The sequence below is a fragment of the Microvirga sp. RSM25 genome (assembly GCF_044784385.1).
In the GTDB taxonomy this organism is placed as follows: domain Bacteria; phylum Pseudomonadota; class Alphaproteobacteria; order Rhizobiales; family Beijerinckiaceae; genus Microvirga; species Microvirga tunisiensis.
Genome location: NZ_CP173039.1, coordinates 4349130 through 4371377, shown reverse-complemented (window position 1 = coordinate 4371377; position 22248 = coordinate 4349130). Strand labels below are relative to the sequence as shown.

Below are 22248 nucleotides of genomic sequence, written 5' to 3'. Positions count from 1 at the left end.
TAACACCCGATGGTGAAGACCCCGGTTCTGGTGAGCGAGCGCCTTTGCTTTCATCCTTGGGAGCCTGAGGATTTCCCTCTGCTGGCCGCCCTTCATCGCGATCCGCAGGTACAGCACTTTCTGCAGATGGGCGATCCGCCCTGGGATGAGGTGTTCCTCCAGGCGAAGTTCAAGGGTTTCCGGGCGGATTACGCGGCCCGCGGCTGGACCAAGTTCAAGATCACCGACCGGCAAGGGACCTTCATCGGTCGGGCAGGTTTCGGGCGATTTGAAGCGACCCAGGAGCTCGAGCTTGGCTACACCTTCATGCGTTCCCTCTGGGGCCAAGGCTATGCAACGGAGGCTGCCGGGGCGCTGCTGGACTGGATCTACAGGGTTGAGCCCGTCGATCACGTCATCGGGTTCGCGGTGGCCGAGCATGAAGCCTCCCGCCGGGTCCTGGAAAAGGCCGGGATGATGTTCACCGGCATCCGGAATGTCGATGGAATCCCCAACGCCTTCTACCGCCACAACCGTCCGGTCTGAGGCAGTTCAGGTTCACGTCGCATCGAACTCGAAGGGCGAGACGCCGCGCTTCATCTCGTCGACGATCAGCGCGTGCATCAGGGGAGGGGCAGCGCGCTGCGGGCAGGCGGCGCGCTCGCACAGGCGGCAATTGATCCCGATGGGCGTGGCATCCGACGTGGCCGGGTCGAGCCCTCGCGCATACACGAGGCGATGGGCGTATTTCAGCTCGCAGCCGAGGCCGACCACGAATTGCGGATCGGGTGCGCTCCAGGGGTTGAAGGCGCGCTTGACCGTGCGGGCGATGGAGAACCAGCGCGAGGAATCCGGCAGTTCGACGATCTGGGTCGCTACCTGGCCCGGCGTCCGGAAGGTGGAGTGCAGGTTCCAGAGCGGGCAGGTGCCGCCGAATTGCGAGAACGGGAAGCGGCCCGAGGAAAAGCGCTTCGACACGTTGCCGGCCGAATCCACCCGCACCAGGAAGAAGGGGATGCCCCGGGCGCCCGGACGGGCCAGCGTGGTGAGCCGGTGCGCCACCTGCTCGAAGCTGGCGCCGAAGCGGGCGCCCAGCACCTCCACGTCATAGCCGAGCGCCTCGGCCGCCGCATGGAACTTGCCGTAGGGCATCATGAGGGCACCGGCGAAGTAATTGCCGAAAGAGACGCGCAGCAGCCGCCGTGCCGGTCCGTCCGTAGGCTCGAGGCGGACGGCGAGCGCATCGATGGTCTCGCGCATCTCGGCGAAGGCCAATTGGTAGGCGGCCTGGAAGGTCCTTCCGGAAGGATCGACCAGTTCGGAGATCAGGAGCTGGCGCCGGTGATGGTCGTAGCGACGCAATGAATCCGGCATCACGTCGATGGGCATCACGCGCACCCGGATCCCGTGCTTGGCGTGCAGGCGCTCGGCGATGGCGAAGAAGGGCTCGTGGCCCGTGACAGCGAGATCCGACGCCAGGGACTCGGCGGCCTCGTCCAGCTCGGCGAAATGGTTCTTGGCGTCGTGGATCAGCTCCCGCACTCGGTCGACCGGATTGACCTGCGGTGCGTCCTCCGCCCGGTCGCGGTCGCTGAGGCTCGGCGTCACCGCCTCGCGGGCGCCGCGCATGGCCTGATAGGCGCGGTAGAGGCGGTTGATGGCATCGACCAGGGAGGGAGCACTCTCGACCGTCTCGCGCAGCTCCAGCCGCGCCACCGGCGTACTGCGGAAGAGCGGATCGGCAAACACCTCCTCCAGCTCGGACACGGTGCGCTCGTGATCGTCGTTGGCGAATTCGCGTGGGTCGAGCTGATACGCATGGGCGAGGCGGATCAGCACCTGCGCGGTGATCGGGCGCTGGTTGCGCTCCATCAGGTTCAGGTAGCTCGGGGAGAGGCCGAGCTCCTCGGCCATGCGGGACTGGCTCATGTTGAGCTCGCGCCGCAGCCGCTTGAGGCGGGGACCTACGAAAAGCTTTCGGCTCTCATCCATGTTGTAAATCTTTTTACAAGTTTACACGACTCGTTGAGTCAAAGCTTTACAAGACGACTTTTCTTTTGAAATCCACCGTTGAAACAAAAGCTTCTTCGCGGATTATGTAATCAAGACGTCCTGCTGCTCTGCAACAATTCTGGCTCGCAGGACGGTTTTGTCAAGAAATGTAAAAGGAAGGATGCCCCATGAACGCCCAGCCGAACCCGGGTTCGCCGCAAGATCTGATCCCTGCCGCTCCCGAGGGACGCTTCGACGGCATCCGCAGACCCTATTCGGCCGAGGACGTCGCCCGTCTGCGGGGTTCGGTCCAGATCCAGCACACCCTGGCCGAGCGCGGCGCGCAGCGCCTGTGGCAGCTCCTGCACGAGCGCCCCTACGTCCATTCGCTCGGCGCCATGACCGGCAACCAGGCCATGCAGATGGCCCGGGCTGGTCTCGAGGCGATCTATCTCTCCGGCTGGCAGGTGGCGGCGGATTCGAACGTCGCCGGCGCCATGTATCCCGACCAGTCGCTCTATCCGGCCAATTCCGGTCCCGAGCTTTGCCGGCGCATCAACCGCACCTTCCAGCGCGCCGACCAGATCGAGCATGCGGAAGGCGGCGCGAAGCGCGACTGGTTCCTGCCCATCGTGGCGGATGCGGAAGCGGGCTTCGGCGGGCCGCTCAACACCTTCGAGATCATGAAGGCTTATATCGAGGCCGGCGCCGCGGGCGTGCATTTCGAGGACCAGCTCGCCTCGGAGAAGAAGTGCGGCCATCTCGGCGGCAAGGTGCTGATCCCGACCGCCGCGCATGAGCGCAATCTCATCGCCGCGCGGCTCGCCGCCGACGTGATGGGCACCTCGACCCTCATCATGGCCCGCACGGATGCGGAATCGGCCAAGCTCATCACCTCGGACGTGGACGAGCGCGACCGGCCCTTCATCGAGTCCGACAGCCGCACGCCGGAAGGCTTCTACCGCCTGAAGGACAGCACCGGCCTCGATCATTGCATCGCCCGCGGCCTGGCTTATGCGGAACTCGCCGACCTCCTGTGGTGGGAGACCTCGCACCCGGATCTCGACGATGCGCGCAAGTTCGCGGAGGCGATCCACAAGCGCCACCCGGGCAAGCTGCTGGCCTATAACTGCTCGCCGTCCTTCAACTGGAAGAAGAAGCTGGATGACGCCACCATCGCCAAGTTCCAGCGCGAGCTCGGCGCCATGGGCTACAAGTTCCAGTTCGTGACGCTCGCCGGCTTCCACCAGCTCAATTACGGCATGTTCGATCTGGCGAGCGGCTACCGCGACCGCGGCATGGGGGCCTATTCCGAGCTCCAGGTCCGCGAATTCGCCGCCGAGTCGGAGGGCTACACCGCCACCCGCCACCAGCGCGAGGTCGGCACGGGCTATTTCGACCAGGTCTCGGTGGTCATCACCGGCGGCAAGTCCTCCACCACGGCCATGGCGGAATCGACCGAAACCGCCCAGTTCCAGACCTCGGCCAAGCTTCAGGCGGCCGAGTGAGTTCAACCAACCCCAAACCCTTTTCAGCAATGGAGATCGACAATGCACAAGTCACGTTTCTGGGTGGTCGGCGGCGAGTACACCTCCTGCGACTGTGAAACCATCGTCCAGGGCACCGAGAGGGTGGTCGGCCCCTTCGAGAACCGCATGGAGGCCGAGCGCACCTGGCGCACCCTGTCGGAGGATCACCGTCCCCAGGCCCAGGTTCGCTTCACCATCGCCCAGGAGCCTCCGATGACCTTGAACGCCTGAGAAGGTCTGATGGGATGCAACCTGTCCGTCATGGCCGTCCCCGGACTTGATCCGGGGATCAGTCCCGGCCATCTCGATTTCGTGAAGCGCGGCGCTTTTCCAATCGAGATCACCGGCACAAGGCCGGTGATGACGTGGCGGGGGAGCGTTGCTGAATTCATCAAGCACCTGCTCTGACCTTCCAACCCCGCCTCAATCCCTCCCCAGCAGAGGGAGGGAACAGTCGGGCGCTTGGTGGGCGAGCATCCCGGGCTCAGAACTCCTTCGGGATCTTTTACCGTCACACGCAGTTTTTATTTTCCGGTCGATTCTTCTTACGGATCCCCCTGCCTAAACCGCCCGACTGTCCTAGAAACAGCAGGGCAAGGTTCCATAAGGGGATTTCCATGAAGACCGTCCTCAAGTCGCTGACATTGGCTGCTGCCCTAGCGTTGGCAGTGGTGGGCGCCGCCAAGGCCGACGTGGTCGTTTCGTCGAAGATCGACACGGAAGGCTCGGTTCTCGGCAACATCATCCTGCTGACGCTCAATGCCAACGGCATCAAGACCCAGGACCGCATCCAGCTCGGCGCGACTCCGGTGGTCCGCAAGGCCATCACGGCGGGCGAGATCGACATCTATCCGGAATATACCGGCAATGCGGGCTTCTTCTTCAACAAGGCGGACGATTCGGTCTGGAAGGACGCGGCCAAGGGCTTCGAGATGGCCAAGAAGCTCGATTACGATGCCAACAAGATCGTCTGGCTCGATCCGTCGCCGGCCAACAACACCTGGGCCATCGCGCTGCGGAAGGACGTGGCCGATTCCAACAAGCTGAAGACCCTCGCCGATTTCGGCCAATGGGTCACCAAGGGCGGCAAGGTGGTGCTGGCGGCCTCCGCCGAGTTCGTGAATTCGGACGCGGCCCTGCCGGCCTTCCAGAAGACCTATGACTTCAAGATGAAGCCGGAACAGCTGATCGTGCTCTCCGGCGGCGATACGGCGGCCACCATCAAGGCGGCGGCCGAACAGACCAACGGCGCCAATGCGGCCATGGTCTACGGCACCGATGGCGGCATCGCCCCGTCGGGCCTCGTGGTGATGGAGGACAACAAGGGCGTGCAGCCCGTCTATGCCCCGGCGCCGATCATCCGCGAGTCGGTCCTGAAGGAGAACCCGAAAATCGCCGAGATCCTGAAGCCTGTCTTCGCATCCCTCGACCTCGCCACGCTCCAGGGGCTGAACGCCCGTGTCCAGGTCGGCGGCGAGCCGGCGAAGGCCGTGGCAACGGAGTACTTGAAGTCCAAGGGCTTCCTGAAATGATCTGAGGGTCTGATTTCGGAGGATGAGGGCGTATCCAGTGGACACTGGAAACGCCCTTGAGACGCAGCTACGCTGCTCCCAAGAGTTTGTTTCGTCATTGAGACCTTCCCGTCATGGCCGGCCTTGTGCCGGCCATCCCGATCATGAAAGGCTCGGCGCTTCATGCAATCGGGATCACCGGCACAAGGCCGGTGATGACGAGGCAGGACGAGGGAGAGATTGATGGGACACACACCCAGGACGCAGGCGGCGCGATAAAGACCGGAAGTTTTGTGAACACGATCTCCTCCCGAACGACCGCGCCCGGCATGCCTTCGTTGCGCCCATCCCTGTCCCTCGACCGACTCGGGAGCGTGATCGCCGTCCTGATCGGCGTGGCGCTTTTCGCCTCACCCTTCGTCATCTACCGCGCCAACCGCATCGCGGCCGGCGAAGGGCGGATGCTGGTCGACGCGCTGCCTCCTTCGGGCGCCATCGGTGTGATGATCGTGACGCTCGGCGTGGCGCTTTGTGCGGCGCTGCTTCGCGCGCCGCTGCTCCGCCTCGCGGCCGCTTCCATCGGCCTGTGCGTGATCTTTCCCGCGGTCGGATGGTCGGCCGGGTTCGTCACGCCGGCCGGCAACACCTTCGCGCGCGTATCGCCGTCTCTCGGCTTCTGGCTTCTCACCCTCTCCTTCGCGCTGCTTGCGGCCGATGCGCTGACGCGCCTGCGCCTGGGGCCTTGGGCGCGGCTCGCCGCCATCGCCGTGGCGGCGGGCGCGATTGCGCTTCTGCTTTCCTCCGGCGCCTGGGACAATCTCTCCCTGCTCAAGGAATATGCCAACCGGCAGGACACCTTCTGGCGTGAGGCGCGCCAGCATCTGTGGCTCGCCTTCGGCTCGATGGTCGCCGCCTGCCTAGTCGGGCTGCCGCTCGGCATCCTGGCCCATCGCATCCGCCGTTTGAGAACGGCGATCCTTCAGGTGCTCAACATCGTCCAGACGATCCCGAGCATCGCGCTCTTCGGCATTCTGATCGCGCCGCTCGGGTTCCTGGCCACGCACGTGCCCCTGGCGGCGGCTTTGGGCATTCGCGGCATCGGGGCAGCGCCCGCCTTCATCGCGCTCTTTCTCTATTCCCTGCTGCCGGTGGTCGCCAACACGGTGACCGGATTGAACCAGGTGCCGGCCACTGTCACCGATGCGGCGCGCGGCATGGGATTGTCCGCGCGCCAGCGCCTGTGGCAGGTCGAACTGCCCCTGGCGATTCCCGTCATCCTCGCCGGCATCCGCATCGTGCTGGTCCAGAACCTCGGATTGGCCACGGTGGCGGCGCTGATCGGGGGAGGCGGCTTCGGCACCTTCGTCTTTCAGGGCATCGGCCAGACGGCCATCGACCTCGTGCTCCTGGGCGCCATTCCGACGGTCGTCCTGTCGTTTGCGGCGGCCATCATCCTCGACGCGATCATCGATCTCACCAGGCGGGGCTCGTATGATCGAGATTGAGCACCTTACCAAGCGCTACGGCGCCACCACGATCGTCGACGACGTGTCCTTCCGGGTCGATGCGGGAACGATTGCCGTCGTCGTCGGCACGTCGGGGGCGGGCAAGTCGACCCTGCTGCGCATGATCAACCGCCTCATCGAGCCGAGCGCGGGCCGCGTGCTCATCGACGGCCAGGACACCATGTCGATTCCGGAAGACGAGCTGCGGCACCGGATCGGCTATGTCATCCAGGGCTACGGGCTGTTTCCTCACCGCAATGTCGCCGAGAACATCGCCACCGTGCCGCGCCTTCTCGGCTGGGACAAGGGGCGGATCGCGGCCCGCGTCGAGGAATTGCTCGACCTGTTTCAGCTCGACCCCGCGGAGTTCGCCCGGAAATTCCCGCACGAATTGTCCGGCGGACAGCAGCAGCGCGTGGGCGTCGCGCGCGCGCTGGCGGCGAAGCCCGCGCTCCTCCTGATGGACGAGCCTTTCGGTGCGCTGGATCCGGTCATCCGCAGCAAGGCGCAGGACGATCTGCTCGCGATCCAGCGCCGTTTCGGCACCACCATCGTTCTCGTCACGCACGACATGAACGAGGCTTTCCAGCTCGGCGACAAGATTGCCGTGATGGATCGGGCGCGGCTCCTGCAATATGCGACACCCGCGGAGCTGCTGACGCGTCCGGCCGAGGCCTTCGTCGAGCAGCTCGTGGGAACGGCGGAAAGGCCCTTCCGTCTCTTGTCTCTAGTGTGCGTGCAGGAGGCCCTCGAGCCGGGAGGCGCCGAGGGAGAACCCATCCTCGTCACCGACTCCTTACGGGATGCTCTCTCGCGGCTGATCTGGATGGGACGGGACGTGTTGCCCGTCGCGGATGCATCCGGTGCCCTCGTCGGGCGGGTCAGCGTGAAGGGCATCATGGAACACGGGCGGTCCTTCGCATGAGGGCACGGTCGTTCGTCTTGCGTGGGGCAGCGCTGCTCCTGCTGGTGCTCTTCATCACGGCGCCGCAGCTTTTCGCCTTCGCCTTCAGGCCGCTGACCACGAACAACGCGCCGGCGATCTACAACCAGGGCAGCCTGCTCGCCCTGACCCTGTCGCACCTGCGCATCGTGTTTCTGGCGACGCTGGCCAGCACGATCCTGGCCGTGGGACTCGGCATCTTCGTCACGCGGCCTTCGGGCCAGGAGTACCTGCCGCTGTCGCGCAGCCTCGTGAACATCGGCCAGACCTTCCCGCCCATCGCGGTTCTGGCGATTGCGGTGCCGCTCGTGGGCTTCGGGGAAAAACCGACCTTCATTGCGCTCTTTCTCTACGGCCTCCTGCCGATCTTCGAGAACACGCTCACCGGCCTGATGGAAGTATCGCCCCAGACCCTGGAGGCGGCCAAGGGCATGGGCATGAATCCGCGTCAGCGCCTTCTCCAGGTGGAACTGCCGCTCGCTCTTCCGGTTATCCTGGCCGGCATCCGCCTTTCCGTGATCATCAGCCTCGGCACCGCCACGATCGGTTCGACGGTGGCGGCCAAGGGTTTGGGCGAGGTCATCATCGCCGGTCTTCAATCGAACAACGTCGCCTTCGTGCTGCAGGGCGGGCTGGTGGTTGCGCTGCTCGCCGTCCTGATCCACGACGGATTGGGAATGGCCGAACGGATGGCCGCGAGACGGCTGGGCCGCCCTGTGGACGAGGTCTCATGACGCTGCTCGAACGACTGAAAGTCGAAACCCGCCAAGCGCATGACCGGATCGAGGCCGCCATCGATCTCGAGCGCCGAATCGCATCGTGCGATGCTTACAGGGATCTGCTGGCCCGCTTCTATGGCTTCCACAAGGCCTGGGAGAGCGAAGCCGCCGCTATGGCGCCCGATCGGGACTTCTTTCAGAGCCGCTGCAAGACGCAGCTTCTCGCCAGGGATCTCGAGACCCTAGGACTAGAATCGGACGACATCATTCGGTTGCCACAATGCCAGCCTCTCATGCCTCTGCCGGCGCCGGAGGCGGTGCTGGGGAGCATGTATGTGGTCGAGGGCTCGACGCTGGGCGGCGCCATCATTGCGCGCGAGGTGGAGAACCGACTCGGATTGACCGCGGAAACGGGATGCGCCTATTTCCGCAGCTACGGACGTGACGTTGCTGCCATGTGGAAGTCGTTCGGCGCGAAGCTCCTGGAGGCTTCGTCGCCGGAGGCCGACGATCTCATCGTCGGGGCCGCGCAAGAAACCTTCAATGTGATGCATGACTGGCTGTGCGAGACCCCATGACCCTGCAAACGCCCGAAGACATCGATCTGACCGCCTGCGAGCGGGAGCCGATCCACATTCCAGGCAGCATCCAGCCGCACGGAATCCTTCTCGCGATCAGGCTCTCCGACAGGACGATCGCCTATGCCAGCGCCAACATCGCCGAGACCTTCGGATTCGATCCGGCGGATGCTCTCGGCCGTCCCTTCGAACAGGTGCTGCCGGCTTTGAGCGCAGAATTCGCCGCGCAGTTGGATGACCCGCCATCGGCCGGCAGCACCCGCTTCGTCAGGACCATCCAGGTCAGGACGGCGCGGGAGGAAAAGTTCTTCGAGACGGCGATCTCCCGCTCGGGCGATTGCGCGATTCTCGAACTGGAGGAGCCGCCGTCCGACGCGGTCTCCAGCATCGATGCGCACAATCCCACCTTGCGCCGTTTCGTGGGCCAGCTGCAGGAAGCGTCGACCATCGAGTTCCTGTTCGATCTGGCCGCGCAGGACATCCGCCGCATGACCGGCTTCGACCGGGTCCTGATCTACCGGTTCGACGACGCGTGGAACGGCACCGTCATCGCCGAGGACCGCAACGAGGTGCTGCCCTCCTACCTCGACCTGCGGTTCCCGGCTTCCGATATTCCCGCCCAGGCGCGGGAACTCTACCGGCGCAACCGTCTGCGCATCATTCCCGACGCCAACTACGCGCCCGTCCCGATCCAGTCGCGTGATCCGGCGCCGCTGGATCTCAGCGACTCGGTGCTGCGCAGCGTCTCGCCGGTACATCTCGAATACATGCGCAACATGGGGACGCTCGCCTCCATGTCGATCTCGATCCTGCGCGGCGGCAAGCTGTGGGGCCTGATCTCCTGTCACAACAAGGAGCCGAAGCGAGTCTCGCTCCAGGTGCGCAACGCCTGCGATTTCCTCACGCAGATCTTCTCGCTGCAGCTCGATGCGCGGGAGAACACGATGCTGGCGGAAAACCGCGTGCGCCTCGGCGCCGTGCAGACGCGGCTCCTCGCCCACATGGCGGCGGAGGAGCATTTCATTGCAGGGCTGGTGAATCATTCGGACGATCTGATGATGCTGGCGGGCGCGCAAGGAGCGGCCGTCCTGACGCAGGACCATTGCTGGTGCTTGGGGCAAGCTCCCGACAAGGATCAGGTCAGAGCGCTCTTCGACTGGCTCTCGGAAAACCACCAGGAAGACGTCTTTGCCACCGACAATCTGTCGGAAGTCTATCCACCGGCGCGAGCCTATGCCGATCGGGCGAGCGGCCTGGTCTCCATCTCGATCTCGAAGGCGCATTCGAGCTACGTGCTCTGGTTCCGGCCCGAGGTCGTGCAGACCGTCAAATGGGGCGGCAATCCGCAAAAACCCGTTCAGGAGGAGGCGGGCTCCTTGAGACTTCATCCAAGGCGGTCGTTCGAGATCTGGAAGGAGACCGTGCGAAACCGCTCCCTGTCCTGGAACCAGAGCGAGATCGAGGCGGTCAAGGAGCTGCGCAATGCCATCGTGGGCATCGTCCTGCGCCGGGCCGAGGAGCTGGCATCGCTCTCGGAGGAGCTGCGCCGCAGCAACAAGGAGCTGGAGGCGTTTTCGTACTCGGTGTCCCACGACCTGCGGGCCCCGTTCCGGCACATCGTCGGCTATTCCGAGCTCCTGAAGAAGCAGGAAGCGAGCAAATTGTCGGACAAGGGCAAGCGCTACGTCGACACGATCATCGAGGCCGCCTACACGGCCGGAACCCTCGTCGACAACCTGCTGCGCTTCTCGCATATGGGCCGCACGGCCCTGAAGCCCCGGCATGTGGACGTGGCGAGCCTCGTCGACGAGATCAGGCAGAAGCTGACCATGGGGATCGGCGACCGCAAAATCCAATGGGTCATCGGGGACTTAGCCCCGGTGAATGCGGATCCGGTGCTGATCAGGCTGGTATTTGAAAATCTGCTCGACAATGCGGTAAAGTACACCCGCACCCGGGAGAAAGCGCGCATCGAGATCGGCTCCACCCGCACGGGCGGGGAGACGGTCTATTTCGTGCGCGACAACGGCGTCGGGTTCGATATGAAGTACATCGGTAAGCTGTTCGGCGTCTTCCAGCGTCTCCACCGGATGGAAGAATTCGAGGGCACCGGAATCGGGCTGGCCAATGTTCGGCGTATTGTCGAAAGGCACGAAGGCCGGGCCTGGGCCGAGGGCGAGCTCGACAAGGGAGCGACCTTCTCCATTGCCCTGCCGGATCATCAAGAAGGAGCGGCGTGAATGCCGGAGTTGAAACCAATCCTGCTGGTTGAGGACAATCCGAAGGACCTCGAACTGACGATGGCGGCCCTGGAGCAGAGCCAGCTCGCCAACGAGGTCGTCGTGGTGCGCGACGGCGCGGAGGCGCTCGATTTCCTCTATCGGCGCGGCGCGCATGAGAGCCGCAACACCAGCGATCCGGCCGTCGTCCTGCTCGATCTGAAGCTGCCAAAGGTCGACGGGCTCGAGGTTCTGGAGAAGGTCAAGGCCGACCCGCGCTTAAGGCAGACGCCGGTCGTCATGCTCACCTCCTCGCGGGAGGAAAGCGATCTCGTGCGCAGCTACGAGCTCGGGGTGAACGCCTTCGTGGTGAAGCCCGTGGGCTTCCGGGAATTCTTCGATGCGATCCAGGACCTCGGTGTGTTCTGGGCCATCCTCAACGAGCCGCCGCCGCAGCGCAGCGGAGCTTAGGAACGTCGATGGATCAGGCGACCGTCATCCAAGCCGATCGGGTGCTGCGCATCCTCCTCCTGGAGGACAGCGCCCTCGATGCTGAATTGGTGACGGAAGCCTTGATCGAAGCCGGTCTTCCCGTGTCGATCGAGCGCGTGGTGTCCGCCGATGAGTTCACCAGGGCGGTCCGGGACGAAAGCTGGGATCTCATCCTGGCCGATTACCTCCTGCCTGCCTTCAATGGCCTGAACGCGCTCGAGATCGCCCAGGAGATGGCCCGCGCCACGCCCTTCGTCTTCGTCTCCGGCGCCCTCGGCGAAGAGGTGGCCGTTGAGGCCCTGAAGCGCGGGGCGACGGATTACGTGCTGAAGGACAAGCTCGACCGGCTGCCTGCCACCGTCCTGCGCGCCTTGGCGGAAGCCCGCGAACGCGGCGAGAGGAGACGGGCCCAGGATGCCCTGCAACAGATGCTCGACGAGCGCACGGCTCTGCTGCATGAGCTCGATCATCGGGTGAAGAACAATCTCCAGCTGCTGCTCTCCCTGATCGGCATCGAGGTCCGTCAGGCCGAGGATGAACAGGTGCGCCAGGTGCTCGGGCGCATGAAGGAACGCATGCAGGCCCTCGCGGCCGCGCATCGCGATCTCTATGACGGGCAGGGATCGACGCGGTTCGATGCTTCGAGTTTCGCCAAAGGGATATGCGAGGAACTGACCTCGTCCGTCCCGGACGTGAGGATCACCCTGGAATTCGACGTCGAGAACGTTGACGTCGAAGCCGCGAAGGCGGCCCCCATGGCGCTCCTGTTCAACGAGATCGTCGTCAACGCACTCACCCATGCCTACAAGGAGCGTCATGGGAAGCTGAAGCTCCTGCTCCGCGTCCAGGATGGGACCCTGCTCTTCCAACTCTCGGACGACGCTTTCAGCCTGGAGGAAAAGGAGGCCGCGCAGAAAAGCGCCTCCGGCACCATCCTGAAAGCCTTGGCGCGCCAGCTCGATGCTCACGTAGAATGGCCGCGCGACGATCCGGCGACCCTCGTGCGTGTCCTGATGCCGGTTCAGGACAGCTAGCATGACAGGGCGAAGATCCGAGGCGGCAGACAGATCTGGACAAGCGAACCGGAATCATCCTGAAGGAGCCCGCACCTCGTTGCGGCAGGTGTTGTGGGGGCTGGTTTTCGTTCTCGCGCTGCCGACCATTCTGGTGGCCGCAGCGGGTCTCTATTCCAGCTACCGGGCCGAGCAGCAGGCCACCGATCTGCGCATGCAGGAGACGGCGCGCGCGCTGAGCCTGTCGCTCGATCGCGAGATAGAGAAGTCAGCGGTGGCGCTGCAGGTTCTGGCCCAGTCGTCCAGCCTCGCCAGAGGAGACTTCGAAGATTTTTATCACCGGGCGAAGAACACCGGTCTCGCAGAACCCTCCTGGATCGCTCTTTTCGAGCCCGGCGGCAGGACCGTCTTCAACACCCGTGTGCCCTACGGCGTTATCCTGCCGAACAGCAATCGCCCGGAGCTGTTGCGGCGCGTTCAGGAAACCCGCAGGCCGCTCGTGTCCGATCTCTATGTGGGCTCACTGACGGGGCAGCGTCTGATCACCATCGATGCCCCAGTCATCCTCGATGAGCGCGTCGCCTATATCCTGTCGCTGGCGATCACGCCGGATGCTTTCCAGGACATCATCCGCGATCAGAGAATCGACAATGGGTGGAACGCCGCGGTGCTCGATCGCAGCAGGAGGATCGTGGCTCGCTCCCGATCGCCGGAGCGGTATGTCGGGCAGCCCGCCAGCCCTTACGTTCAGGATGCCCTCGCGGCCTCGCAGGAAGGACGTCTTCGGAGCGTCACGCTGGATGGCATCCCGGTGCGCACCTATTTCAGCCAGTCGCCGGCCTATGGCTGGACTTTCGTGATCAGCATACCGGAAGCGGAGCTGGCGAAATCGGCTCAGCGCTCCCTCTTCTGGCTCACGATTCTCGGTGCCGTCATCCTCGGCGGCATTCTCCTGGCGGTTCTGCTCTCCCGCTCCATCGCCAAACCGGTCGACCAGCTCGTGGCCGCGGCCCACGCCCTCGGACGCGGGGAGGAGGTCTTCGATCCGGCCACCACACGGGTTCTGGAATTCGACGCCATCAAGAAGGCGCTCGTGGAGGCGGCCACCGGCATCCGCAAGCACGAACGGGACCGGGAGGAGGTGCTCGCCCACATGGCCGAGAGCGAGGCGCGCCTGCGTCTCGCCCTCAATGCGGGCAATTTCGGCTCCTGGGAGTACACGCCGTCCACGGGGGCTCTGACCGCATCTCCCACGTGCCGCGCCCATTTCGGTCGCGAACCCGATGAGCCCTTCTCGTATGCCGATCTGGTCGCGTCGATCCATCCCGACGACCGCGCCATGCAGGCTGAAGCCGTCGCGCAGGCGCTCGCAACCCGGTCGGATCTGCACGCGGAGTATCGTGTGATCCGGCGCGACGGCTGCGAACGCTGGATCAGGGTCAGCGGCCGGATGAGAAGCGGACCGGACGAACAGCCTTCCATGGTCGGCGTGTCTCAGGACATCACCGAGCGGCGGCTTGCGGAAGAACGGCAGGCGCTTCTGCTCCACGAGCTCAATCACCGGGTCAAGAACACCCTGGCGACCGTTCAATCGATAGCCTCTCTGACCAGACGCTCTGCCGAGAGCAGCGATCCGGCCGCCTGGAACGCGTTCATGGACCGGCTGCATGGGATGGCCAAAACCCACGACCTTCTCACGGCCACCCAATGGCAGGGTGCGCTGCTGGAAGACGTGCTGAAGAACGAACTGGAGCCCTATCAGGATGGGATGCGGCAGCGCATCCGCCTGCGGGGCCCGAAGATCAACCTGCAACCGGGCGCCGTCCTGGCCCTGGGGCTTGCGGTCCACGAACTGGCGACGAACGCCGTCAAGTACGGCTCTCTGTCGGTTCCGGACGGCAAGGTGCATGTGATGTGGGCCGTCACTGCGGGGTCTAACCAGTCCGCGCTTCTCGTGGAATGGGTCGAGAGCGGCGGCCCGCCCGTGAAGAAGCCCGAGCGTCAGGGCTTCGGATCCAAGCTGATCCAACGCGGCCTCGCGCAGCAATTGGGAGGCGAGATCAAGCTCGATTTCGTGCCGACGGGGATTCGCTGCGTCATCACCTTCCCGATTTCGACCATGACATCCGATCAGAACGACATGGATGAAGCCCGCGGGCGCTATGCATCGTGATGAGGAACCGCATGTTACACGCCGTGTCGTTCCCGGTGAGGGAAGAGGGCGTCAGCTTTAAGAGCCTATTAGCTTGAGGATAACACGCCACGTCATCACCGGCCTTGTGCCGGTGATCTCAATCGGTTAAGCGCGGCGCTTCGAACAATCGGGATGGCCGGGACAGGCCCGGCCATGACGACGGAGGGAATGCACTGGTGTCATTCCCGGCCGATGCTCTAAGCCATTGTCCACTTATCCGGTGCCCTCATGACGACGATCAGAGACAAGCTCGAAACCATTCTGGCGCGCCTTGCCGGCCGTGCGGCCGACGAGCGGGTGTTTCTGCGCCTCTATGAGGATGCGGCGCGTCTTGCCGCCGATGCAGCCGATGCACGACATCGCGCAGGTCTCTCGCTCGGCCCGCTCGACGGCGCAATCGTCTCGATCAAGGATCTCTTCGACGTGGCGGGCAAGACGACGCTTGCAGGCTCGATTGCTCTGCGCGACGCGCCTCCCGCCGACAGGGACGCGGTCGTCGTTCGCCGCCTGCGCCAGGCGGGTGCCGTCATCATCGGCAAAACCAACATGGTGGAGTTCGCCTTCTCGGGCCTCGGCCTCAATCCCCATTACGGCACGCCGGGCAATGCCGCCGATCCCCTGCGGATTCCAGGCGGCTCGTCCTCAGGCGCGGGCGTCTCCGTGGCGGAGGGCACGAGCGAGATTGCCGTCGGCAGCGATACCGGCGGCTCCGTCCGCATTCCGGCTGCACTCAACGGCGTCGTCGGCTTCAAGCCGACCGCGCATCGCGTGCCGCTGGACGGCGCGTTTCCACTCTCGCCCAGCCTCGATTCCATTGGGCCTCTGGCCCGCTCCGTTCAGGACTGCGCCTTCACGGATGCGGTCATGGCGGGCGAAGAGCCGCGCGTGTTGAATCCGCATCCCTTGGCGGGACTGCGGATCGGTGTTCCGCGCGGACGCCTGTTCTCGCAAACCGAGCCGATGGTGGAGCGGGCTTTCGAGGCTTCGCTGACGCTCCTGTCCAAGTCAGGTGCGAGAATCGTCGATCACGGCATAGAGGATCTGCTCGAGATCATGGCGGACGCCACCGTCTCAGCCTCCATCGCGTCCATCGAGGCGGCCGAAGTTCACGCGGATTGGCTGGACGCGAAGGCGGCGAACATCGATCCGCGCGTACGCTGGTGGATCGCGCGCAGCGGCACCGTGCCGGCGCCGGTCTATATCCGCATGCTGCGCCGCCGACATGCGCTTGTCGCGGCCATGGACGAGCGTTTGTCGTCTCTCGACGTATTGGCGCTGCCGAGCACGGCCATCTCGGCGCCGCTGACCGCGCCTCTCGAAGCTGACGACAAGCTCTACAACAAGACCGACGGGCTGATCCTGCGCAACACCATGTTCGGCAACCAGTTCGATCTCACCGGCATCTCCCTGCCGATCCCCGGCACCGAACGGCCGGTGGGCCTCATGCTCGTGGCGCGAAATGGTCACGACCGGCGGCTTCTGGAGATCGCCGCAAGCGTCGAGACGATGCTGGCGCAGGGATCGTGAAGGAGCATCGCGATGCGAGCCGAAGGTCCGCGCCAGCGAGAACGGGGACGATATTTCAGCACGCCGCGTTGAGGCACAGGATCGAACGATGGGGCGTTATGCTCAATCCGGATCGGTCCTTGCGAGAAACTGGATGAGGCGTCGCTTTTATCTCTGTCTCGGTTATGCAAGCCTGGCACTCGGCATCGTCGGGATCTTCCTGCCGGTTCTGCCGACGACGCCTTTCGTGCTCCTGGCGGTCTGGTGCTTCGCGCGTTCGAATCCGGCCCTGGCCGAGCGGCTTTATCGCCATCCTCGGTTCGGCCCGCTGCTGACCGCATGGCGCGATCAAAGGGCCATTCCGCGGCATGCCAAAATCTATGCGTTGACGACGCTTGCCCTGTCCTATGCCTTGATCCTGTGGCTCATGGAAAGCCGCATCCTGCCTGTCATTCTCGCGGCGATCATGGGCAGTGTCGCTCTCTACATCGCAACACGCCCGACACCGCGCGACCATGCTGATGTCACGTTATCGGATGTTCACGATCGATAGGATCGGAGCGCGCATCGTCATTCGGCAAGGCTATATAAGAGCGCTGTCTTTGCAGCGCCTCTCATGTTTGGCCAAGGTTGTGCCATGTTGCGGCCCAGGTTCCGGGTAGGCTGCAGGCTTCATCATTGAAGGAGCCACATCATGCGCAGCCTCAGCTTGTCGGTATTCCTGCTTGCGTCTGCCGCGATGCTTGCGCCGCTTCTGCTCGCATTGGCCTATGCAATGAGTGTATTGATCTCGGCCTTGATGTTTCCCTGAAACGTTATCGCTTCCATTGTTTTTTGATTGAGCAATTAACTGACGACATGCAGCGGTCTGGTTTGGAACCGCATTTGTGAGCGGGCGTTGGATTGCGATTGTTGAATAGGACTTTTCCAATGCGAAAAATCGTTTTCCTTGCCGCTGCCGCAATGGGTTCATGTCTCTTCGTCGCCTCGCCGTCTTTGGCCCAGCCCCAGATCCAATTCGGCATCGGACCCGATGGTCGTCCGCAGGTCGGCGTGCGCGATCCCGAGCAGGAGCGCTATGAGCGCCGCGAGCGCTGGCGTGAGCGTCGACAGGAGGATCGTTCCCGCGCCTATGAGGCCGGCCGCCGGGACGCTCTGCGTGAAGAGCGCCGATACGATCGCTACGAGAGTCGCTGCCGCAACATCACCATTCAGGAAGAGAACGAGTGGGGCCGCATCGTCACGCGGCGGGTCCGTCGCTGCGATTGAGGCCGATTTCGACCCTCCGGTGTCGGGCCGCTTGGCTTTCTGGCGCACCGTTCGGAATCGGAGATCCGCGTCAGCGAGAAATGGCTCCGGTTTTTCGCCCCCGACAATGCGCTCATTTGAGAGAAGGAGCATCGGAACTGAACCCGAGAGCGGGTTCGGTTTTGGGTCCGATGCTCTACGGCCGAGGGTTCGCGATTTCCGCCGTGAGCCTGGGAAGTTCCTTGGTCATCCAGTCGATCATCTGGTCGTTGGTTTTCAGATGGGCCGGCATGGGGATGAAGGGGCCATGGGATTCGTAGATGGCCATGGGGTCCCGGGCCCCGAGAATGGGGTCGAGATCGTCCTCGATCTCGGGCGTGATGGTTCTGCCGCCGAACCACGTGAGAAGCAGCAGGAGCATCCCGATGGCGCCGGCCAGAACGACGAGCAAGGATATTGCCAAGTCTGTGACCACTTGTAGTTTCCCTGAGCCCCGAAGCGCTTCTTGAGGAGAGCCTATCACCGAACGACCTGCGCTCCAACGCGGCAAAGCAGGTTGCGCAAGGCAGCGTCGTGCCTTGATTTTCGCAGATGCGAGGAACCGCGCTCAAGACCTTGAGGTTGAAACTTAAATCGCCTCATGCACGACGAATGCGGTCATGAGGGAAGGGGTGCGGAGCGATCGATCCTGTCGGATGGAGGCGCCCATGAGAACGTATTACGTGTTCCAGTCCACGACGACTCCCGATCTGCGCGGCTTCACGGAGAGTGCGGCGGGCGACACGCTGCCGGTCGAACACGGGCCCTGGGCTCTCGACCGGCAGGTCGGTCCCGATGACGAGTGGACGCTCAATGTCAGCCGGGCCGTCGTGGCGGCCGGGATCATCGAGAACGGCTTCTATCTCTGGGGTCCGATCAACCAGACGGCGGCCTGGCATCCGGTGATTGAGAGCGACCGCGTGGAAGGCACGGCCGTCTACGGCCCGGAGGGGACGCAGATCGGCACCATCAAGCGCCTGCTGATCGAGAAGGTGAGTGGACGGGTTCTCTATGTCGACGTGACCTTCGGCGGCTTCCTGGGGATCGGGGTTCATCATCATACGGTCCCGTGGGACAAGCTGTCCTACGACAAGGAGCTCGAGGGCTACCGCACGGATGTGACGGAAGCTCAGGTGCAGAGCGCTCCCGCGTTCTATGGCGACGACCGGATCTGGCCCGACCGCAAGCGTGAGCAGGAGATGCGGGATTACTGGCACGACATCCCGAGAGGTCCGATCTGATCGCAGAGCCTGACCCGCAGGAGCCGCGCTTTCTCCCGACAACACCTCACGGTGGGAGCGCGGGACTGATATGATGGCTTCGTCCCCTGGTCCCTGGAGGGTGCCATGATGGAGCATGTGTTCAAAGTCGGCCAGGTCGTGCGGCCCCGATCGACCAATCACAATCTGCCGAACGACCTATTTCGGGTTCTCCGCCTCCTGCCGTCGACGGCAGGAGGCGTCCCGCTCTACTGCATCAAGAGCCAGGCGGAGCTGATCGAGCGGGTCGTCGAGCAGAACGAGATCGAGGCGGCACCGCGCTGATCATTGAAGGTTGCGCGGCGGGTCGCCAAAGACATTTTTGTTTCATGAAACGTAAAGCAAAGTAATGCGTTGAGCTTCCATGTGCCACAGGCGTGGAGATGGAATGATGAAGACGTCAACTTGGCTATTGGCTGCCGCTTTACTTGGATCGACCGTCGTAGTTTCGACCCCGTCGTCTGCTCAAGTGCAGTTCGGCGTTGGTCCCGATGGCCCGAGCGTCCGCGTCGGGCCGGATAACGACCGCTATGAGCGCCGTTACATCGAACGCCGCCGCGGCTACGACAGGGACGACCTGTCGACCGGGAGCGTCGAACGGTGTCGGACGGTCGTGATTCGCGAGGAAGAGCCTGACGGTGACATCGTCACGCGTCGCGTGCGCCGCTGCCGTTAACGTCCACAAACGATCCTTGAGAAGGGCCCGAGAGGAGCGCTGCCTCTCGGGCCCTTCTCGTCGCGTGGACTCATCTCAACACCGCACGTGCGCTAGCGCTCAGGCGGCCGCCGCATGCTCTGTCCGGTAGGATTCCACATCGGCCGTAATCGCCGGCGTCATCATGCGCCCGTGGTTGATCAGGGCAGCGACGCTGGATGCCAGCGTCAGCGCGGCCCGGTCCGACCGTCCGAGCTGCAGGCAGTGCACGTAATGCCGCATCAGCTCGACCGTGACGTAATGAAAAGCCACGTCCGACCCGCGGGCAACCTTCATCCGCCGCGAAGCCGTCATCAGCTTGTCGAGGTACAGGGATTGTTCGATCTGCGGCTCCGCCAGAAAGCCGCTCAAGCCCCCGAACAGGTGCTCGAAATGGTCCCACAGGAGAGCCAGGTTCTTGGCGGCCTTGTCCTGCTGGTCCGGTGCAAGCGCCTGGAACTCGGCCAGGAGGTCCCAAACCGGATCGGATGCCAGCGCCTCGTCCTCCGCGCTGGCAATCGGAATGAAGGGCAGCAGCGCCCGTGTGGCGAGAGCAAAGCGGGGCGCAGCGCATCCCACCCGGCGAACACCTTGGGCAAAACGATCAGGGCGGTCGCGAGAACGGTCTGGTCGAGCACGGCGCCGGTGCGCTCGAACGTGGGGCGCGCCGCCTGCCTGCAGGTCTCGATGAACCGCCAACGCAGAAGACACAGCCTGTAGAATTGCTCGACTTTCTCGAGGAGGGCGTTTTGCGGTTGATGATCGACGGACCAGGGGAAGGTGAAGTCACTTCGAGACTGAGGCGGGCTGCTCATGAGGCTGATGATCCGATCCGCAAATCGCTTTCGACACAGGTCCGGTCATACAAGAGCAATCCAGGCAACTTTGAGGCTCTTGCACCGCATCGGGTAAGTACGTTTGGTCGCAGCGGAATTCTTCCCTTGCCTTAGGATTATCGAGCGAAAAGGGAATCGGCGCCTTCTGCCAACGGAGCACGGCGAACGGTGCGACCTTGAACCTTCGTCCGCACTGCTTAAATCTCAGATGACCCCGATCCGGGCCCCTCTGACGCGAGCCGTGCCGGCCCTTGCGTGATGTCGGATCCTTCCCGATCCGATCGCTGGCGCAGAGGCGACAATGCTTCAAGAATTTTTGGCCACCCTTGTCGGCGCGCTGATCGTCGATCCGCTCCAGGCGGAGATGAACGAGCGCCTGGCCCAGGTCCGCGCTCCTCAGGCCGTGATTGCCGATGTGAGGACCTGCGCCGAGGCCTCCCTGCCAAAGCTGGCGGAGCGCGCGATGGCCGAGCCGCTCTGGGTCGTCACGACCACCTTGGACGTCTGGACCGGTCGTACCGCGCCCGAGGAGGTGCTCGGCGGCACCTCGGCCCAATGCGATGGCGCCATTAAAGCCGCGAGGGTCTATCTGGAGAGCCGCGGTGCGTGACCGTTGCCCGTCGCTTTCCGGAATGGGCATGTCGCCGTTCCGGAAAGGCTGCGGCTCTATCCGACAAGCTCCAAGGTGCCAGAACGAGCTTTAAAGCACTGCATCGGCTTGTCCGCCAAGCCATCCCACAAGGCTTCCAGCCATACCTGCTTGGAACCATAAGCTGATCAGCAGGATTGGAAACCTTGCTGTATAAACCTTGGCACGACGCGAGATGGCTGACCAACAGAATACAAACCAAGACAACTTGATGGAACAGCAGCGCGTTTTGGCAGAGTTCGGCGAACTCGCGCTCAAGTCGGAGGCCCTGGACGACATTCTCAACAAGGGCTGCGAACTCGTTGGCCGTGCCCTCGACACGGCGCTCGCGAAGGTCATGGAACTCCTGCCTGACGGCAAGACTTTCAAAGCTCGCGCCGGCTTTGGTTGGAAGCCGGGGGTCATCGGGCACGTGACCGTCACTGCTGCCGAGAATTCACCGGAGGGCCTGACCCTTAAGGACGGCGCCGTCATCTCGAACGACATCGAGAAGGAGGAGCGGTTCGAGTATCACGACTTCATGAAAGCGGATGGCGTGAAAGCTTTCGTGAACGTGCTGATCTTGAGCAGTAACGGGCGCCCGCCTTTCGGTGTCCTCCAAGTGGACAGTCAGACGCCACGAGACTTCACGCAATCGGACATCGAGTTCCTCAGGAGCTACGCCAATCTCCTCGGAGCCGCCATCGAGCGTCTGCGTGTCGTGGATCAATTGCGGGCTGCATTGAGAGACAAGGACCTTCTCATCGGCGAGTTGAACCATCGGGTGAAGAACACGCTGGCGACGGTACAATCCATTGCCTCGCAGACCCTCCGCAACGCGCCAGACCTGGATCACGCCTCACGCGCGATGGAGAGCCGCCTCATCGCCCTGTCGCAAGTTCATAACGTCCTCACCGACCAAAGCTGGGCGGACGTGAGACTTCACGACATCGTCGCGCAAGCAGTGGAGCCGTACCGCAGCCGCGGGGAAAACCGTATCCACGTGCAGGGGCCCCCCGTCCAGGTGCCGCCACGCATGGCGCTTGCCCTTGCCATGGCCTTGCAGGAATTGGCCACCAACGCGGTGAAGTACGGGGCGCTGTCGAATGGCACCGGACAAATCAAGGTCCTCTGGAGACTCAACAGCGCGAGCGCGCCAAATCGCCTGAACCTGATGTGGGAGGAATTGGATGGGCCGCCTGTTCACGAACCCGTTCGGCGCGGCTTCGGGACACGGCTCATCGAGCGGAGCTTGGCTCACGACTTGGCGGGTGACGTTCGGATCGAGTTCGCTCCAACGGGTGTTCTATGCTCAGTCGATGCTCCATTGGCCAGCTGATTCTTCATGCCTATAGCCTTGAGCG

24 protein-coding genes are annotated in these 22248 nt (G+C 63.6%); 21 read left to right on the top strand and 3 right to left on the bottom strand.

What is annotated here, in order from left to right; all coding sequences use genetic code 11:
* Window positions 1–9: 9 nt before the first annotated feature.
* A complete protein-coding gene (locus ACD578_RS20755; RefSeq protein ID WP_404288106.1) occupies window positions 10–525 on the top strand; it encodes a GNAT family N-acetyltransferase in 516 nt (171 codons plus the stop codon).
* Between the two features lie 12 nt (window positions 526–537).
* Here ACD578_RS20755 and ACD578_RS20750 read toward each other — a convergent pair whose 3' ends face one another.
* Window positions 538–1971, bottom strand: coding sequence for a short-chain fatty acyl-CoA regulator family protein (locus tag ACD578_RS20750; RefSeq protein WP_404288104.1), 1434 nt, complete (start codon window positions 1969–1971; stop codon window positions 538–540).
* Window positions 1972–2159: 188 nt separating this feature from the next.
* Here ACD578_RS20750 and aceA point away from each other — a divergent pair, with 188 nt between their 5' ends.
* The 15 genes from aceA (at window position 2160) to ACD578_RS20675 (ending at window position 17449) form a co-directional block, all read left to right on the top strand.
* Window positions 2160–3479, top strand: a complete 1320-nt coding sequence (gene aceA / locus ACD578_RS20745) for an isocitrate lyase (RefSeq protein WP_404288102.1) — start codon at window positions 2160–2162, stop codon at window positions 3477–3479.
* Window positions 3480–3521: 42 nt separating this feature from the next.
* On the top strand, window positions 3522–3731 hold the full coding sequence (locus ACD578_RS20740) for a hypothetical protein (RefSeq protein ID WP_152712865.1): 210 nt from the start codon (window positions 3522–3524) through the stop codon (window positions 3729–3731).
* Window positions 3732–3740: 9 nt separating this feature from the next.
* Window positions 3741–3908, top strand: a complete 168-nt coding sequence (locus ACD578_RS20735; protein WP_404288100.1) for a hypothetical protein — start codon at window positions 3741–3743, stop codon at window positions 3906–3908.
* 209 nt (window positions 3909–4117) lie between these two features.
* Window positions 4118–5032, top strand: coding sequence for an ABC transporter substrate-binding protein (locus ACD578_RS20730; protein WP_404288098.1), 915 nt, complete (start codon window positions 4118–4120; stop codon window positions 5030–5032).
* 308 nt (window positions 5033–5340) lie between these two features.
* Window positions 5341–6516 (top strand): ABC transporter permease, encoded by a 1176-nt coding sequence (locus ACD578_RS20725; protein ID WP_404293972.1) that lies wholly within the window; start codon window positions 5341–5343, stop codon window positions 6514–6516.
* Window positions 6503–7441, top strand: a complete 939-nt coding sequence (locus tag ACD578_RS20720) for an ABC transporter ATP-binding protein (RefSeq protein WP_404288096.1) — start codon at window positions 6503–6505, stop codon at window positions 7439–7441. Before ACD578_RS20725 ends, ACD578_RS20720 begins: the two co-directional genes overlap by 14 nt.
* On the top strand, window positions 7438–8193 hold the full coding sequence (locus tag ACD578_RS20715; protein WP_404288094.1) for an ABC transporter permease: 756 nt from the start codon (window positions 7438–7440) through the stop codon (window positions 8191–8193). The genes ACD578_RS20720 and ACD578_RS20715 overlap by 4 nt, the downstream gene beginning before the upstream one ends.
* Window positions 8190–8756, top strand: a complete 567-nt coding sequence (locus ACD578_RS20710; RefSeq protein ID WP_404288092.1) for a biliverdin-producing heme oxygenase — start codon at window positions 8190–8192, stop codon at window positions 8754–8756. The genes ACD578_RS20715 and ACD578_RS20710 overlap by 4 nt, the downstream gene beginning before the upstream one ends.
* Window positions 8753–10996: an ATP-binding protein gene (locus ACD578_RS20705; RefSeq protein WP_404288090.1), complete on the top strand. Its 2244-nt coding sequence runs from the start codon at window positions 8753–8755 to the stop codon at window positions 10994–10996. The genes ACD578_RS20710 and ACD578_RS20705 overlap by 4 nt, the downstream gene beginning before the upstream one ends.
* The gene (locus tag ACD578_RS20700; protein ID WP_404288088.1) at window positions 10997–11446 is read left to right on the top strand and encodes a response regulator; all 450 of its coding nucleotides are present in this window, start codon (window positions 10997–10999) and stop codon (window positions 11444–11446) included.
* An 8-nt stretch (window positions 11447–11454) separates the two neighbouring features.
* Window positions 11455–12501 carry a sensor histidine kinase gene (locus ACD578_RS20695; RefSeq protein WP_404288086.1) on the top strand — a complete coding sequence of 349 codons (1047 nt, stop codon included), beginning with the start codon at window positions 11455–11457 and terminating at the stop codon, window positions 12499–12501.
* An 88-nt stretch (window positions 12502–12589) separates the two neighbouring features.
* Window positions 12590–14653: a sensor histidine kinase gene (locus ACD578_RS20690; protein ID WP_404293970.1), complete on the top strand. Its 2064-nt coding sequence runs from the start codon at window positions 12590–12592 to the stop codon at window positions 14651–14653.
* A gap of 249 nt (window positions 14654–14902) precedes the next feature.
* Window positions 14903–16201: an amidase gene (locus ACD578_RS20685; RefSeq protein WP_404288084.1), complete on the top strand. Its 1299-nt coding sequence runs from the start codon at window positions 14903–14905 to the stop codon at window positions 16199–16201.
* A gap of 133 nt (window positions 16202–16334) precedes the next feature.
* Window positions 16335–16733, top strand: a complete 399-nt coding sequence (locus tag ACD578_RS20680; RefSeq protein ID WP_404288082.1) for a YbaN family protein — start codon at window positions 16335–16337, stop codon at window positions 16731–16733.
* Window positions 16734–17110: 377 nt separating this feature from the next.
* The gene (locus ACD578_RS20675) at window positions 17111–17449 is read left to right on the top strand and encodes a hypothetical protein (RefSeq protein WP_404288080.1); all 339 of its coding nucleotides are present in this window, start codon (window positions 17111–17113) and stop codon (window positions 17447–17449) included.
* 175 nt (window positions 17450–17624) lie between these two features.
* On the opposite strand, the gene ACD578_RS20670 is transcribed toward ACD578_RS20675, so the two are convergent.
* Entirely contained in the window at window positions 17625–17891 is a 267-nt protein-coding gene (locus ACD578_RS20670) for a hypothetical protein (protein ID WP_404288078.1), read from the bottom strand.
* 244 nt (window positions 17892–18135) lie between these two features.
* Here ACD578_RS20670 and ACD578_RS20665 point away from each other — a divergent pair, with 244 nt between their 5' ends.
* From ACD578_RS20665 to ACD578_RS20655, 3 genes are all read left to right on the top strand, one after another.
* Window positions 18136–18708, top strand: coding sequence for a PRC-barrel domain-containing protein (locus ACD578_RS20665; RefSeq protein ID WP_404288076.1), 573 nt, complete (start codon window positions 18136–18138; stop codon window positions 18706–18708).
* 105 nt (window positions 18709–18813) lie between these two features.
* Entirely contained in the window at window positions 18814–19011 is a 198-nt protein-coding gene (locus ACD578_RS20660; protein WP_404288074.1) for a hypothetical protein, read from the top strand.
* Between the two features lie 103 nt (window positions 19012–19114).
* Complete coding sequence (locus ACD578_RS20655; protein WP_404288072.1) at window positions 19115–19402, top strand: hypothetical protein; 288 nt, start codon at window positions 19115–19117, stop codon at window positions 19400–19402.
* Window positions 19403–19501: 99 nt separating this feature from the next.
* Here ACD578_RS20655 and ACD578_RS20650 read toward each other — a convergent pair whose 3' ends face one another.
* Window positions 19502–19999 carry a hypothetical protein gene (locus tag ACD578_RS20650; protein WP_404288070.1) on the bottom strand — a complete coding sequence of 166 codons (498 nt, stop codon included), beginning with the start codon at window positions 19997–19999 and terminating at the stop codon, window positions 19502–19504.
* Window positions 20000–20557: 558 nt separating this feature from the next.
* Between ACD578_RS20650 and ACD578_RS20645 the strand changes: the two genes are divergently transcribed.
* Window positions 20558–20866: a hypothetical protein gene (locus ACD578_RS20645; RefSeq protein WP_152718328.1), complete on the top strand. Its 309-nt coding sequence runs from the start codon at window positions 20558–20560 to the stop codon at window positions 20864–20866.
* A 250-nt stretch (window positions 20867–21116) separates the two neighbouring features.
* The gene (locus ACD578_RS20640; RefSeq protein ID WP_404288068.1) at window positions 21117–22223 is read left to right on the top strand and encodes a sensor histidine kinase; all 1107 of its coding nucleotides are present in this window, start codon (window positions 21117–21119) and stop codon (window positions 22221–22223) included.
* The last annotated feature ends 25 nt before the right edge of the window (window positions 22224–22248 follow it).

What these genes read in the sequence shown, in the direction of transcription:
- ACD578_RS20695 (WP_404288086.1), top strand. Translation starts at nt 11,455, where the DNA reads ATGGATCAGGCGACCGTCATCCAAGCCGATCGGGTGCTGCGCATCCTC.
- ACD578_RS20655 (WP_404288072.1), top strand. Translation starts at nt 19,115, where the DNA reads ATGATGAAGACGTCAACTTGGCTATTGGCTGCCGCTTTACTTGGATCG.
- ACD578_RS20685 (WP_404288084.1), top strand. Translation starts at nt 14,903, where the DNA reads ATGACGACGATCAGAGACAAGCTCGAAACCATTCTGGCGCGCCTTGCC.
- ACD578_RS20680 (WP_404288082.1), top strand. Translation starts at nt 16,335, where the DNA reads ATGAGGCGTCGCTTTTATCTCTGTCTCGGTTATGCAAGCCTGGCACTC.
- ACD578_RS20645 (WP_152718328.1), top strand. Translation starts at nt 20,558, where the DNA reads ATGCTTCAAGAATTTTTGGCCACCCTTGTCGGCGCGCTGATCGTCGAT.
- ACD578_RS20705 (WP_404288090.1), top strand. Translation starts at nt 8,753, where the DNA reads ATGACCCTGCAAACGCCCGAAGACATCGATCTGACCGCCTGCGAGCGG.
- ACD578_RS20725 (WP_404293972.1), top strand. Translation starts at nt 5,341, where the DNA reads ATGCCTTCGTTGCGCCCATCCCTGTCCCTCGACCGACTCGGGAGCGTG.
- ACD578_RS20715 (WP_404288094.1), top strand. Translation starts at nt 7,438, where the DNA reads ATGAGGGCACGGTCGTTCGTCTTGCGTGGGGCAGCGCTGCTCCTGCTG.
- ACD578_RS20740 (WP_152712865.1), top strand. Translation starts at nt 3,522, where the DNA reads ATGCACAAGTCACGTTTCTGGGTGGTCGGCGGCGAGTACACCTCCTGC.
- ACD578_RS20720 (WP_404288096.1), top strand. Translation starts at nt 6,503, where the DNA reads ATGATCGAGATTGAGCACCTTACCAAGCGCTACGGCGCCACCACGATC.
- ACD578_RS20735 (WP_404288100.1), top strand. Translation starts at nt 3,741, where the DNA reads ATGGGATGCAACCTGTCCGTCATGGCCGTCCCCGGACTTGATCCGGGG.
- aceA (WP_404288102.1), top strand. Translation starts at nt 2,160, where the DNA reads ATGAACGCCCAGCCGAACCCGGGTTCGCCGCAAGATCTGATCCCTGCC.
- ACD578_RS20665 (WP_404288076.1), top strand. Translation starts at nt 18,136, where the DNA reads ATGAGAACGTATTACGTGTTCCAGTCCACGACGACTCCCGATCTGCGC.
- ACD578_RS20700 (WP_404288088.1), top strand. Translation starts at nt 10,997, where the DNA reads ATGCCGGAGTTGAAACCAATCCTGCTGGTTGAGGACAATCCGAAGGAC.
- ACD578_RS20730 (WP_404288098.1), top strand. Translation starts at nt 4,118, where the DNA reads ATGAAGACCGTCCTCAAGTCGCTGACATTGGCTGCTGCCCTAGCGTTG.
- ACD578_RS20640 (WP_404288068.1), top strand. Translation starts at nt 21,117, where the DNA reads ATGGAACAGCAGCGCGTTTTGGCAGAGTTCGGCGAACTCGCGCTCAAG.
- ACD578_RS20675 (WP_404288080.1), top strand. Translation starts at nt 17,111, where the DNA reads ATGCGAAAAATCGTTTTCCTTGCCGCTGCCGCAATGGGTTCATGTCTC.
- ACD578_RS20750 (WP_404288104.1), bottom strand. Translation starts at nt 1,971, where the DNA reads ATGGATGAGAGCCGAAAGCTTTTCGTAGGTCCCCGCCTCAAGCGGCTG.
- ACD578_RS20660 (WP_404288074.1), top strand. Translation starts at nt 18,814, where the DNA reads ATGATGGAGCATGTGTTCAAAGTCGGCCAGGTCGTGCGGCCCCGATCG.
- ACD578_RS20755 (WP_404288106.1), top strand. Translation starts at nt 10, where the DNA reads ATGGTGAAGACCCCGGTTCTGGTGAGCGAGCGCCTTTGCTTTCATCCT.
- ACD578_RS20710 (WP_404288092.1), top strand. Translation starts at nt 8,190, where the DNA reads ATGACGCTGCTCGAACGACTGAAAGTCGAAACCCGCCAAGCGCATGAC.